Source organism: Melioribacter sulfuriphilus (assembly GCF_052656625.1).
This window is the reverse complement of the sequence record NZ_JBQXXK010000009.1, coordinates 48,799-62,442: the sequence shown is the minus strand read 5'-3', so window position 1 is coordinate 62,442 and position 13,644 is coordinate 48,799. Positions and strand designations below refer to the sequence as shown.

At 37.7% G+C, this 13,644-nt stretch carries 13 protein-coding genes and 1 riboswitch; of the genes, 2 read left to right on the top strand and 11 right to left on the bottom strand.

The window, feature by feature from the left end; all coding sequences use genetic code 11:
• The first annotated feature begins 38 nt into the window (after window positions 1-38).
• Window positions 39-231, top strand: a riboswitch (cobalamin riboswitch).
• Window positions 232-352: 121 nt separating this feature from the next.
• Window positions 353-2,263, top strand: a complete 1,911-nt coding sequence (locus tag ACUN8G_RS12335; RefSeq protein ID WP_437345282.1) for a TonB-dependent receptor plug domain-containing protein — start codon at window positions 353-355, stop codon at window positions 2,261-2,263.
• A gap of 3 nt (window positions 2,264-2,266) precedes the next feature.
• On the opposite strand, the gene ACUN8G_RS12330 is transcribed toward ACUN8G_RS12335, so the two are convergent.
• The 4 genes from ACUN8G_RS12330 to ACUN8G_RS12315 all read right to left on the bottom strand — a co-directional run bounded on the left by ACUN8G_RS12330 (window position 2,267) and on the right by ACUN8G_RS12315 (window position 5,051).
• Entirely contained in the window at window positions 2,267-2,890 is a 624-nt protein-coding gene (locus tag ACUN8G_RS12330) for a pseudouridine synthase (RefSeq protein ID WP_437345283.1), read from the bottom strand.
• Window positions 2,877-3,809 (bottom strand): sensor histidine kinase, encoded by a 933-nt coding sequence (locus ACUN8G_RS12325; protein WP_437345284.1) that lies wholly within the window; start codon window positions 3,807-3,809, stop codon window positions 2,877-2,879. The genes ACUN8G_RS12330 and ACUN8G_RS12325 overlap by 14 nt, the downstream gene beginning before the upstream one ends.
• A gap of 111 nt (window positions 3,810-3,920) precedes the next feature.
• On the bottom strand, window positions 3,921-4,571 hold the full coding sequence (locus tag ACUN8G_RS12320; protein WP_437345285.1) for a peroxiredoxin: 651 nt from the start codon (window positions 4,569-4,571) through the stop codon (window positions 3,921-3,923).
• A 9-nt stretch (window positions 4,572-4,580) separates the two neighbouring features.
• On the bottom strand, window positions 4,581-5,051 hold the full coding sequence (locus ACUN8G_RS12315) for a Dps family protein (protein ID WP_437345286.1): 471 nt from the start codon (window positions 5,049-5,051) through the stop codon (window positions 4,581-4,583).
• A gap of 186 nt (window positions 5,052-5,237) precedes the next feature.
• Between ACUN8G_RS12315 and ACUN8G_RS12310 the strand changes: the two genes are divergently transcribed.
• Window positions 5,238-6,722: a sigma-54-dependent Fis family transcriptional regulator gene (locus ACUN8G_RS12310; protein WP_437345784.1), complete on the top strand. Its 1,485-nt coding sequence runs from the start codon at window positions 5,238-5,240 to the stop codon at window positions 6,720-6,722.
• Here ACUN8G_RS12310 and ACUN8G_RS12305 read toward each other — a convergent pair.
• The 7 genes from ACUN8G_RS12305 to ACUN8G_RS12275 form a co-directional block, all read right to left on the bottom strand.
• Window positions 6,719-7,189, bottom strand: a complete 471-nt coding sequence (locus tag ACUN8G_RS12305) for a YciI family protein (RefSeq protein WP_437345287.1) — start codon at window positions 7,187-7,189, stop codon at window positions 6,719-6,721. The two genes, ACUN8G_RS12310 and ACUN8G_RS12305, sit on opposite strands and share 4 nt — an antisense overlap.
• Window positions 7,186-8,235, bottom strand: coding sequence for a UDP-glucose--hexose-1-phosphate uridylyltransferase (locus ACUN8G_RS12300; RefSeq protein ID WP_437345288.1), 1,050 nt, complete (start codon window positions 8,233-8,235; stop codon window positions 7,186-7,188). The genes ACUN8G_RS12305 and ACUN8G_RS12300 overlap by 4 nt, the downstream gene beginning before the upstream one ends.
• The gene (locus ACUN8G_RS12295) at window positions 8,232-9,383 is read right to left on the bottom strand and encodes a galactokinase (protein ID WP_437345289.1); all 1,152 of its coding nucleotides are present in this window, start codon (window positions 9,381-9,383) and stop codon (window positions 8,232-8,234) included. Before ACUN8G_RS12295 ends, ACUN8G_RS12300 begins: the two co-directional genes overlap by 4 nt.
• Window positions 9,384-9,385: 2 nt before the next feature.
• Entirely contained in the window at window positions 9,386-9,586 is a 201-nt protein-coding gene (locus ACUN8G_RS12290) for a hypothetical protein (RefSeq protein WP_437345290.1), read from the bottom strand.
• Between the two features lie 18 nt (window positions 9,587-9,604).
• Entirely contained in the window at window positions 9,605-11,266 is a 1,662-nt protein-coding gene (locus ACUN8G_RS12285) for a sodium:solute symporter family protein (protein WP_437345291.1), read from the bottom strand.
• 129 nt (window positions 11,267-11,395) lie between these two features.
• Window positions 11,396-12,403, bottom strand: a complete 1,008-nt coding sequence (locus ACUN8G_RS12280) for a LacI family DNA-binding transcriptional regulator (protein WP_437345292.1) — start codon at window positions 12,401-12,403, stop codon at window positions 11,396-11,398.
• A gap of 116 nt (window positions 12,404-12,519) precedes the next feature.
• Complete coding sequence (locus ACUN8G_RS12275; RefSeq protein ID WP_437345293.1) at window positions 12,520-13,641, bottom strand: C-GCAxxG-C-C family (seleno)protein; 1,122 nt, start codon at window positions 13,639-13,641, stop codon at window positions 12,520-12,522.
• Window positions 13,642-13,644 lie beyond the last annotated feature (3 nt).

Here is a 13,644-nt window from a genome sequence, read left to right as displayed (position 1 = left end):
TTATTGTTGTATTAAATTATATTTTCTATATTCGCTCAGTTCTTAAAAAAGTTTGCGGTGTCTTTAAAGACTTAATAGGGAAACCGGTGAGGTAACACAAATCCGGTGCTGCCCCGCAACTGTGAGGGACATATAAATCCTTCAGCAAAATGCCACTGTACTGTCAAACGGTATGGGAAGGCGCTGATAGGAGTCCCAAGCCAGGAGACCTACCGCAAATTAAGAATAATCAACCTTCGCGGGTGAGGTTGTGATTAACGAATTTTCTCACATTCGTTCGTTCCAATCCCCTAACCCACGAAGTTACAACTTTTTAATCAACCGATTCTTAATTTAAAAAGGAGTAACTTCTATGAAAGCTTCCATCACTTTATTATTAATTTTTTCTTTCTCGTTTTTAAATGCACAAACCGATACGCTTAAAACTACTCTATCGGAAGTTGTTGTAACTGCAACCAAAACCGAAACTCCCTACTACGCAATTGCCAGCTCGGTTACGGTTTTTACACGAGATGAAATTGAAAATTCCAATCTCAACGACGTAATCGATCTATTGAGAAGAGCACCAGGCATTTCTATCACTCAACAGGGAGGACGCGGTAGAATATCATACTCGTTCATCAGAGGCGCAAATTCAAACCATACGCTTGTTTATATCGATGGAATTAAAATGAACGATCCCACTTCACCGAACAACGCTTTCGATTTTGCGAATCTAACAACCGACGATATAGAACGAATCGAAATTGTAAGAGGTCCCCAAAGCACTTTATACGGCGCTGACGCAGCAGCTGGAATTATCAATATCATTACTCAGAAAGCCGGAGCGAACAATTATTCTCTAAATGCTGAAGCGGGGTCACATTCAACATTTAAAGGTGCTCTTAACCTTAACAGCACTATTGGAAAACTCAATTATTTTATTAATCTAAGTAGACATTCAACAGAGGGAATTTCTGCAAGCAATTCGAAATACGGAAACACAGAAGACGATGGTTACACAAATAACGGCATTACCGTTAAACTTAATTACCCGCTACTTAACAATCTTAATGCAGAATTTTTATATAAATATATAAAGACAAATACCGATCTCGATCAAAACGATAAATATGGAGACGATCCGAATTACACTTATAAAAATGAAGACCAGGTTTTCAAGGCAGCACTTAATTATAAGGGACTGGAAAATTTGCTCGAGCAATCTCTGGTTCTTTCAGCAACCAGAAAATTCGCCAACGCAATCGATCTACCTGACGATTTACGACCTTCAACTTCATCTGACAGTTACAATAGAGGGACACGTCTGGCAGCCGATTTTATGAATATATTACATTTGAACTCCAACACAATAACCGCCGGCGTTGCTTACGAAAAAGAAACAGCTTACACAAACTATTTAAGCAATTCGCAATGGGGCGAATATGCCAGCACCTTCCCTGAATCGTCGATGGACAATGTGGGAATTTACTTACAGGATCAAATCAACATAGCAGGTAAAATTTTCATCACAGCAGGAATTAGATTCGACAAACACAGCAAATATGGTAACAAAACCACATACAGATTTGCACCATCTTATTTTATTTCTCAAACTGGCACAAAGATTAAACTTTCATACGGTACTGGTTTTAAAGCTCCTTCCCTCTATTATTTGCTGGATCCACTTTACGGCAATCCTGAATTAAAACCTGAGGAAACAACCGGTCTGGACATTGGAATAGAACAGTCACTAATCGACAACAAATTTATAACTGGCATAACATATTTCCAGCTCGACATGAAAAATATGTTTGGTTATGATGAGAATTATAAAACTATTAATATCGCAGAAGCGGAATCCAATGGCTTGGAAACTTATATTAATTTAAGAAATTATTACGGTGTTGATTTGAACTTCAGTTATACTTACAACAAAACCAAAGACAAGTACTTGGCAAGCGAAGATTATGGAAAAGAACTTTTAAGAAGACCCGCTCATCAACTCTTCTTTTCAGCAGGCTACCAGATAGATCGTTTTTATCTTGCTGCTGAGTTAAAATATAAAGGTAGCCGATACGACAAAGATTTTTCGGTTTATCCAGCTCAAAGAGTGGAATTGAGTCCTTACACTCTTGTTAATTTTTCGGTTTCATTTAAATTGACTGATAAAATTAGATTGTACGGAAGAATTGATAACATCTTTAATGAAGATTATGAAGAAATACTTTATTATGGAACTTATGGAAGAAGTCTTTATGGAGGCATTAAATTAAGTATGTAGCTTTTAACGCTGCTTCGTATTCGATAAAAAATGCGAAGCAGCTTTTTTATTAATTATTTTATAAAATTCCGAAAGCTTTCTTCCTTGCAACTGAAGTACTTCCCCGGGTTTCATATTTTTTAGATGGAGATTTTCTATTCGCACTCGTACAAGTCGCAATGTAGGATAACCAACAGAAGCCGTCATTCTTCTAACCTGTCTGTTTTTCCCCTCAATTAATGTAATACTTAGCCAGCAAGTAGGTATGTTTAATCTTTTTCTAATAGGTGGAATTCGTTCCGGAAGGTCGGGAGACTCAATCAACCTGACTTTTGCAGGCAATGTTTTCATTCCTTTAATAAACACTCCTTTTCTCAATTTATCGAGTGCTTCTTCATCGGGAATTCCTTCAACCTGTACATAATACTCCCGCTCGTGACAATAATCTGGATTTAATAAAATATTATTTATTTTTTTATCGTTAGTAACCAATAACAAGCCTTCGCTATCCATATCTAATCTACCAACAGGATAGACATCTTTCGGAAACGGGAAAAGTGATTTTAATGTAGGTCGTCCCTGATTATCAGAAAATTGAGAAAGCATCCCGTATGGTTTATAAACCAAGTAGTATCTATACTCTTTCATGATCGCACGGTAGAATTATTGTAAAGCGAGTACCTTCGCCTTCTTTGCTTTCTACTGTAATTTTTCCGTTGAGTTTCTCAATCATTTCTTTACATATCAATAATCCCAATCCAGTGCCGCTTTCATTCTGAGTCCCAGCTGTCGAGCGGTTACTGCCTGGTTTGAACAAAGTTCTCAATCTCTCGACTGGAATTCCTACTCCTGTATCCTGTATCGAAATTTCCAGAGTGTCCGAATTGAATTCGCAGCGTGCAATAACTTTGTCGCCGTCGTCCGAATATTTAATTGCATTACCTATCAAATTATTAAAGATGGAATTGAGCATATATTCGTCGCTCTGAACAACGGCTTTCTTATCAATTTCATTCAATAACTCAATATTTTTCTTTTTAGCATTTGGCATATGCAGATTATAAACTTCCTGCACCAGCTCGTATAAATTAATTTCTTTTATTTCTATTTCCATTCTATTGGTTTTTAAGCGCGACCATTCAAGGAGATTAACTAAAAGATTGTAAATATTTTTCGTTGAGGAACGAATTCCTTTGGCAATTTCAAGTTTAACATTGTCGTCCAATTCGTTGAATTCCTCATAAAGCATTTCCGAATAGCTAAGTAAACCCTGGAAAGGATTTTTAAGGTCGTGTGAAATTACAGAAAACATTCTGTCTTTATCTCTGTTGGATTGCTGAAGTTCCTCTGCCTTTTCGAGTAATTTTTTCTCCGTTTCTTTTCTGAGTTGTATTTCTTCCATTAATGTATTATTGAGGATTTCGAGCTGCTGAAGTTTGAGGTTAAGTTGATTCTCGAGTTCCCTGCTTTTATTCTTTATCTTTTTTATCAGAAAATAAACTAAAATGCTCGCCAGTAAAGAGAGCAGCAGGAGAAGTATAAGTATTAGTTCAAGGTTTATATTCATTATGAATACATAACTTAAAGATATCCAATCAATTTAAAATAGAAAAAGCAGGGCTCATTTGTAAAGAGGAGGGAGAAATAAAAAGGCTGCCAGAAAGGCAGCCTATAATTGTCAAAGGGATTTATAAGTAAACCACCAATCGTATCCTTCTTTTGAGGATTTTCTTTTTTCGGCTTCTGCTATGTCTTTCGGCGGTGGTATGATTACTTTATCCTTAATCAATTCGTTATTGGGCCAGTTTTCGGGCATAGCCACTTTATTAATATCCGAAATTTGAAGTGCTCTTAGAGCTCTCAATACTTCGTCAACCTGCCTACCGATTTCCTGTGGATAGTAGATCATAAGACGGATGACACCATTCGGATCAATTAAAAATACCGCCCGTACAGTATTTGTACCTTTACCTGGATGTACCATTCCAAAGGCTTCGGCAACTTTGCCCATATCGTCTGCGATAATAGGGAAAGGAATTTTAACGCCGATTTTTTCTTCGATCCATTCGACCCATTTAATATGCGAGAAGACCTGGTCGATTGAAAGCCCCAGCAATTCTGCATTTAGTTTTTTGAATTCGTCATTTCTCTTTGCAAAAGCAACAAACTCGGTCGTGCACACTGGTGTAAAGTCTGCCGGATGACTAAAAAGTACAATCCATTTACCTTTGTAATCACCAGGAATATTTTTTATACCGTGAGTAGTTTGAACTGTTAACTCTGGCATTTTGTCGCCAATCAATGGAATTCCATTTCTTACCTGTTCCATTTTTCCTCCTTAGTTATTAATTAATGATTTAAGCATCCACAGATTTTTCTGGTATTTCTGAGCAAGACCATATAACAGTCCCGCTGTAATTTCATCCCTGAATTCGTCTTGAATTTTTATAGCATTTTCAATTATACGATTTGTTACAAGTTCATAGTCGTTTGTAAATGTACGCACCATTTCCTCGGCAGCTGGATAGTAATTTTCAGTTTCGCCGATTTGAGAAAGTCTTAGAAATTCGCTTAATGTCCCGGGCGCATTAACTCCAAGGGCCCGAATTCTTTCAGCCACTTCATCAATATCTTCAGCCAGTTCATCGTACAATTTTTCAAATATTTCATGCAAGCGATAAAAATGTCCGCCGGTTACATTCCAGTGATAGTTTCTCGCTTTTGTGTAAAGCACAAATTGATCCGCCAGAACTGTTTTAAGAAGTTCAGCGGTCTCAACATTAACGCTATTTGATACTTGAGTTTTCATCTTCTTCTCCTTTTGTTTAATTAAAACTAACATTATTAAGTCAATTTGTGTGCCAGAATAATTATCATATTAACTCATTTATTAACAATATCTTAGAATATTTTATTTTCCAGCATTGATGTTGCAACTATATTTAGTTATATTTTGCAACGATTATTCGTAAAACAACTATTATTCGGTGCAATGATGAACGATTTGAAACTAAATACAATCAGTTATTTAACTCCTGCAGTTACGATGGATATCTTGCTTGATGCTATCCAGGAAATAGTCCCTTATGAACTTGCTGTAATTCTAAGTCGTGAAGGAGATGATAAATTGAAGGTCCGTTATGCAAAAGGGCTGCTGGTAACCGATGAAATCTACAATTTTGCAGTTGACCTGAAAAAAAGAACTGACATACGTGATGTACTTATTTCAGGTAATGTTAAATTAGTAGAAGAATCGAAAGATCCCCATCACGAAGACACTTACAAAGGAGTAATCGATCTCCCTTTGGGACATTCGTGTATGTTAGCTCCTCTGAAGATCCATGGAGATATCCTCGGCTTGATGACGCTCGACCACCGTCAGTGCGACATGTTTACTCCTATGAGGGTAAATTTAACAAGCACATTATCCAAATTAATTTCTCTTGCACTTGCTCAATCAATTATGAACGATTCGTTATTGAGTGAAAAACAAACTTTGATTTATGAACGCAATTCTTTATTGGGTGACATTTCATCGGTTCTCAAAGGTCTGGTTGGTAAATCTCAAAAGTGGACTCAGGTAATAGAAAAGATTAAGCTGGTTGCCCCTACGGAATCGCACGTAATGATATTGGGCGAAACTGGTACTGGAAAAGAACAGGTCGCAAAAGCAATCCATGCTCTATCAAATCGTTCTGACAAACCATTTATTACACTCAATTGTTCAGCATTGAATTATAATTTAGCTGAAAGCGAATTATTTGGACACGAAAAAGGAGCTTTTACAGGAGCAATCTCTCAAAGACGCGGAAGGTTTGAACTTGCCGATGGCGGCACTTTGTTCCTGGACGAAATTGCTGACCTGCCTTTCGAAATACAACCGAAATTATTACGTGCAATCCAGGAAGGCACATTCGAAAGACTTGGCGGCGAAATAACTATTAAATCCGATGTTAGAATCATTTGTGCTACCAACGTAGATTTATTCGAAAAAGTAAAAGAAGGAAAATTTCGGGAGGATTTATATTATCGATTGAATGTATTTCCAATAAAACTTCCACCACTGAGAGAACGCAAAGATGATATTTTCTTACTGGCAAATTATTTTATTGAGAAATTAGGAGAAAAATTAAATAAACCAAATATAGCTCTTTCAGAAGCTGCATTAAATAGACTCACAGACTATAGCTGGCACGGAAATGTTCGTGAACTGCAAAATACTCTCGAACGAGCAATTATTTTGTGCAATTACGGAATTATCAAACCCGAGCATATTATTTTTGAATATGAAGAAATTAAAAACAATTCAAATGACGAAGACAACACGGTAGCGCCTTTTGACGAAGAAATCAAAAAAATTATACTCAAAGCTCTCAAAAAATCGAAAGGGAAAATTTATGGTCCAGATGGTGCAGCCTCCCTATTAAAACTTAAACCAACAACTTTGCAAAGCAAGATGAAAAAACTCGGTATATCTTAATCGGCAATGTTGACCTTACTTAACTTCGAATGAATTTCAGGTATCATCATTAGGGCGGCAGATCCATACCATGGCTTTATTTCCATCCTGAGAACCCCTGCTTTAACAGCAGGATCGGATTCGGTGAGTTGTTTCGCTTCCTCCATCGACTCGACATCAAAAATGAAAATTCCTCTCAAATCTCCGTTGTCCAGAAAAGATCCTGCTAAAATTAATTTCTTGTCTTCTCCAAGTTTTGTGATATTTTTCAGGTGAGCTCTTTGAATTTCATTTCGTTTTGCCTCATCTTCAATTTTGACGTCACCTCGAAAGAGAAACACCATAAAATATTGCTTCATACCGTACTGATCGGCACCAACCTGTTTTGCTAATGTTGAATCATAGCTGCCACTTTGAGCTGAAGTCTTTGCCGTTATCATTAATAAAATAATTGCTATAATAACCGGTGAAAGATTTAAGTTTGTCATTGTATTTCCTTGTAATGTTTCACCGGCAAATTACGTAAAATTTCTGAGCTATACTCAGGCGTAATATCTCTTTGTGGTTCTGCAAGCATTTCGTAACCTACCATAAATTTTTTGACCGTTGCTGACCTCAATAATGGTGGATAAAAGTGCATGTGAAAATGCCATTCTTTATGGTCTTTACCATCTGTCTGCGCCTGATGTAATCCTGCCGAATACGGGAACGATATCTTAAATAAGTTATCATACTTGGTTGTAATTGTTTTTAGAATATCGGCAAAGTCTTTTTTTTCCTTTTTTCTGAATTGCAAAATATTTGCAATTGGTCGGCGTGATACAATCAAAGTTTCGTACGGCCATACAGCCCAAAAAGGGACAAGCGCTACGAAGGATTCGTTGCTATAAACCAAACGTTCCTTTTTGCGTAACTCAAGTTTTATATAATCCTGGAGTAAAGTTCTTTTATTTTTATGAAAATACTTCTTGAATTGTTTTAATTCTTTGAGAGGTTCATTGGGAATTTCTTCCTGCGCCCAAATCTGGCAATGAGGATGTGGATTACTATTCCCCATAATTTTCCCTTTGTTTTCGAATATTTGAACGTATTTAATAAAAGGTTTACTTCCAAGAAGTTCAAATTCATTCTGCCAGACAGTTATAACATTTTCAATTTCTTCAATATTCATCTCCGCCAGAGTTAAATCGTGTCGTGGAGAAAAATTAACCACTCTACAAATTCCCTTCTGGCCTCTGGCTACGAGTAAATCTTTTTCATTGAAATTGAATTCAGGAGTTTCTTCAAGGAGTGCAGAAAAATCGTTAGTGAATACAAAAGTTGTTTTATAATCAGGATTTCGCTCGCCATTGGCTCTTACATTACCGGGGCATAGATAACATTCTGGATCATATTCGGGTCTTTTTTCCTCCTGTGTTTCTGATTGTTCACCCTGCCAGGGTCTTTTTGTCCTGTGAGGAGAGCAAAGCACCCATTCACCAGTTAAAATATTCAATCTTCTGTGCGGGTAATCCGTTAAATTTGAATTCTTCATAACTCGACAATTTCCGTTCCGTTGTTTATTGATGTTACATAAACTTCGACGTCAATACCGAATTTTTTTCTATAATTTTCTTTTACCTTTTGAGCGACCGAATCAACATATTTATTTTCTATCAAATTAATAGTGCAACCACCGAAACCGCCGCCCATCATCCTTGCACCGTAGACACCGTTCTGATCTGAAACCAGCTCGACAAGATAATCGAGTTCAGGACAACTTACTTCATATTCTTCACTAAGACCTTTATGAGAATAATACATATACTTGCCGAATTCCTGAAGATTATTTTCACTTAATGCACTGCATGCATTTAACAGCCGTTCGTTTTCTTCAATTACATATTTACATCTCTTATAGATTACACCATCAAGTTTATCGCGGCAATCTTCAAGCATATCGAGAGTAACGTCTCTGAGCGAATTAACATTTTCATATTTTTGTTTAATTATATCGACGCCGGTCGTACATTCTTTCCTTCTTTGATTATACTCGGAAGAGGCCAAAGAGTGTGAAACGTTTGAATTAAAAAGCACAACTGAAACATTGTCAAATTCGAAAGGGAAATAGTCGTAGTCGAGACTTCGACAATCGATTCTCAATACATTTCCTTTTTTGCCGAAAATGTTGATATACTGATCCATGATTCCGCATTGAACTCCGACGAATTGATTTTCAGCTCTTTGCGCCAGTTTAACCAATTCGATTTTTTCGAATCCAAGATTAAATAATTTATCCAGTGCAAAAGCCAGTCCTGCTTCTATTGCAGCCGAAGACGAAAGTCCCGCTCCGATCGGTATATCCCCCCCAAATACACAATCGAATCCCTTAATTTCTTTGCCAGCTTTTTTAATCTGGTCGACAACGCCGATTAAATAGTTTGCCCAACTTTTTTCCGATTTATTTATATCATCCACACTAAATTTCCATTCATCATTTAAATCGTAAGCAAATAGGTTTATCCTTTTATCATTTCTCGGCTTAATTGCGAAATAAATTGCTTTGTCGATAGCTGCAGGGAGTACATATCCCAAGTTATAATCCGTATGCTCGCCAATAAGATTAACTCTGCCGGGCGATCTAATTATGACGGGTTCACCCTTAAAAAGCTCGCTGAATTTTTCTTTAATCGACTCGATCATTTTCAGACACTCTGATTTTTAGTTTTGAAAAACATAACAGCGCCGAATATAATCATCACTGCACCCCACCACAAAGACGGATGAGTTTCTTTCAAAACCGTCTTTACACTTTCCGGATGAAGAGCTTGATAGATGCCGTTTAGAAAAATAATCCCACCCATTATTAATAGTATTAGTCCTACAAAATACCATATCGGTTTCATAATCTTTCTCCTTGGTTTTTACCAAAAGATTACATTTAGAATAATTAAAACGATTAATGAAATGACGGCATAAAACTCAGGTTTTTTTGTAAGAGGAATATTCTGCTCGATTTTTTCATTAGTCAGTCCCTTAACCAAGCCGACTAGTTGTTCTTTTGGTTTCTTTTTTGTAAATAAACTAATAATTACCGTAAGCACTGCGCAAATAAGCCATGCCCACCAGGCTCTCCAGAAATTTGCAGCCATATCGCTCTGAACACTTGACATTGTAATAATACTTTCATTAAACCAATCGAATTTCACTCCCATATACATGAAAAATGAAGAGAGCATTCCGACTACAAGCCCCCAGAATGCACCGTTTGGAGTAATCCACCAGATAAACATGCCGAGCAGCATTGTTGCAAACAGAGGCGCATTGACCCATGAGAAGATTGCCTGCATATAATCCATAATGCTCGGAAAACTTTTTGCCCAATAAGCAGTTCCTAAAGAAATTATCACTCCAACAACGGTAGATACTCTACCCATCCAGAGGAGGTGATTTTCGGAAGCATTTTTGTTAAGTACTGATTTATAAATATCGTAAGTCCATACGGTATTAAAAGCACTGATATTGCCCGCCTGACCAGCCATAAAACCAGCAAGCAAAGCCGTAACTCCAAGTCCCACCAGGCCACTCGGATAGTATCTGGCAATTAAAAGTGGCAGTGCCGAGTCATAGTTTACCTGACCACCGTCTTCAAGCAATTTAAATCCACTTGCTGGATCATTCGACAATGCGATGGCTACAAGTCCAGCTAAAATGACTATGAATGGAAGAGCCATTTTGAAGAATGATGCAAGAATTGGTGTCATACGAGCTGATCTTAAATCTTTAGCCGAAAATGCACGCTGTATAACAAGAAAGTCTGTAGTCCAGTAACCAAACGAAAGGACAAAACCAAGTCCCAAGACAATACCGGCCCAGTGAATAAGCATCCCATTTTGTGTTGGATCACTTGAAGTTGACCAGAGTGTATTCATCGATTCGGGGAGTCTGTTTAAAATGTCGTTCACACTGCCGATTTCAATTATACCCATAACTGAAACAAGGAACAGGCCGAACCAGATTAAGAAGAATTGGATAATCTCCGTGAAGATAGCGGACATTAATCCGCTCAAAGTTACATAAGCTGCCACTGTTGCAGCCGAAGCCCACATACTAACATCCCAATTCCATCCTAAAAATGTATGAAGTACAAGAGCCATTGCGTAGAGATTAATTCCGGAGACAAGGAGAGTCATAATTGCAAAAGAGATGCCGTTAAGAACTCTCGTTTTTTCATCGAAGCGTAATTTAAGATAACCCGGGATCGATTTAATTTTACTACTATAGTAGAAAGGCATCATATAAATACCGAGGAAAAGCATTGCTGGAATTGCACCAATCCAGTAAAAATGAGCGACATACATTCCGTATTTGAAAGTATTTCCAGTCATGCCCATCAATTCGAGAGCGCCAAGATTTGCCGATAAGAAGGCCAGGCCGGCAACCCAGGAAGAATTTTTTCGTCCTGCAAGGAAGAAATCCTCTTCACTCGTGGTAAATTTTTTCAGGTAGAAACCGATACCGATAACAAAGAGGAAATAGATAAGGATAATAAGCCAGTCGATAAAGGAGAGACCAATAGCTTCCATATTATTACCTTTTATTTATTCAATTATTAAATGTAGGTACAGCAAAATATGGAGAAAGAACAAATTCACAAGTCAAAATAAAGTAATAAAATCGAATTATGCAAACGTTTGCAGAAAATGATAAAAATTTTATGTCGATTTTCTCACTATTAATTCGGCATCAAGAACTACTACCGAAGGTTTAATCTCTTTTTCTGGATTTTCGATCAAATCAATCAGTATCTCCGTTGCTTTCTTCCCCATTTCAAAGGAAGGCTGGTCAACCGTTGTCAACGGCGGGTCCACCAGTGTGGTTATTTTGTTGTTCGAAAATCCAACAATCCCAACCTCTTCAGGAATTTTCATTCCCGCCTCTTTAATCCTTTGAAATGCTCCAACTGCCACAGGATCATTGACTGCAAATATTGCATCTGGTACAGTACCTTTTTTTATTAGTTTATCCATCGATGCATAACCGTCATTTTCGTGCATTCCACCGTACATTACAAAATCTTCTTTGAAAGGAATTCCTGCATAAGTTAACGCCTCTTTATATCCTTCCAGACGAGCTTTACAAATCTCAAGAGTTCTGGGCCCTGCCAGATGAGCTATGTTCCTGTAACCCCTCTCGATTAAATGCATAACAGCTTTAAATGCACTCTGTTTGTCATCGATTATAACTTTAAATACATTTAACTCATTTATTACGCGATCGAAAAATACCAATGGTATTCCTCTGTCAATCAATGCCTGAAAATGCTCGCCTGACTTTGTGCTCTGGGATATTGATACAATTAAACCGGCTACCCGCTGCTGTACCAGTGCGGTTGTATTAACCACCTCCCTTTCAAAGCTTTCGTTCGACTGCGAAACAATTATTGTATAGCCCGAATGATAGGCAACTTCTTCGATGCCGCTAATAGCCGACGAGAAAAAGTCGTGCTTGATTTCAGGCACAATTACACCAATTGCATTTGTTCGTTTAGTTTTAAGGCTTTGAGCTATTTGATTTGGTGTATAATTTAACTCGTTGGCAACCTTTCTTACTTTTTTCTTTGTTTCTTCTTTAACGTCGGGATGGTTGCTCAAAGCTCTTGAAACTGTCGAAGGAGAGATTCCTAATTTTCGAGCAATATCGTTAATAGTAGTATGTTTCATTGAAAAGTGATTCAATCATTTTTACAATAATATGTGTTATCGACTTTATTATCAAATGAGAAATAAATTTAGAAATGGAGGCTGCAGACACAATTATCTGCAGCCTGCTGTAATGATTATTTTGCGAGATTCATTTTGCGGGTAAATTGATACTGTCCTGCAGTCATTCGTGCAAAGTAGATACCGCTTGTAACTTTCCTTCCATAATTATCAGTACCATTCCATTCTACTGTATACTTGCCGGGGTTTAGCATTTCATGATCAATTAGTCTTTTAACTTCCTGTCCCATTATGTCATAAACAATAACTGATACTTTTTCATTCTTAGGGATAGCAAATTGAATTTTGGTAGTAGGATTAAAAGGATTAGGATAGTTTTGTGATAATTCATAATCCGAAGGAATTGAACCGTCAGTTTCGACTAATCCAGTTACTTCGTGGGGGTCGCCGTGACATGGTTCGCAATCCATTTGAGTCATTACTGTATTGAAAGCTGCTGGACCGTGGCATGTCTGACACCGAGTGACATAGTCGTCAGTAACGTAAGTAGACGTAAATGTACCTGCGAAATATGCATTCAATATTTCTGCTGTCTTTGCAGCGATATCTCCAGCTAATCTGGCGCATCTTTCTTTTCTTTCAACATCGCTGACTTTTTTCTTTGCTATCATACACCATTGAGATACTGAGGAGTGACATAAGACGCTGCCACTAATTGATTGAGGAAGAACATCGTTATACTTTTTATCGATATATTTACCGTCAACCGCTGCCTGGTTGGCTGCATTAGTAGGAAGTGTCTCAGTAGTGTACCAGCCCCACAATTCATTAATTAATTTTCCCGAATCAGCTTTGGAGACAACAAGACTTATAAGAGCAGCACCACCGTTTGTAACACCGCATAGAGTACCCCATCCAGCACCACCGCCACGACCGTATAGCATGACTTCAATCGGCATATAGTTCCAGGGATCCCCTATTTTTTCTCTCAGTGCTTCTACAAGCCCACCAAATACTCCTGAACTACAGTCCTTGTCGTCCCAGTATAGATGATGTGCCCGGATACGAACGTCTTCTGGATCCAGAGTTACGTAAGGCCAGGGCCATGTTGCTTCTTTGGAATTTGCTAAAATCTTTCCCCCCGATAATGCATTCAATCCAGCCACGCCTGCTATTGCGCCGATTGCATATTTAGACGTGTTCGATAAAAATTCTTTCCTTGTAAGTTCTTTTGGCATATT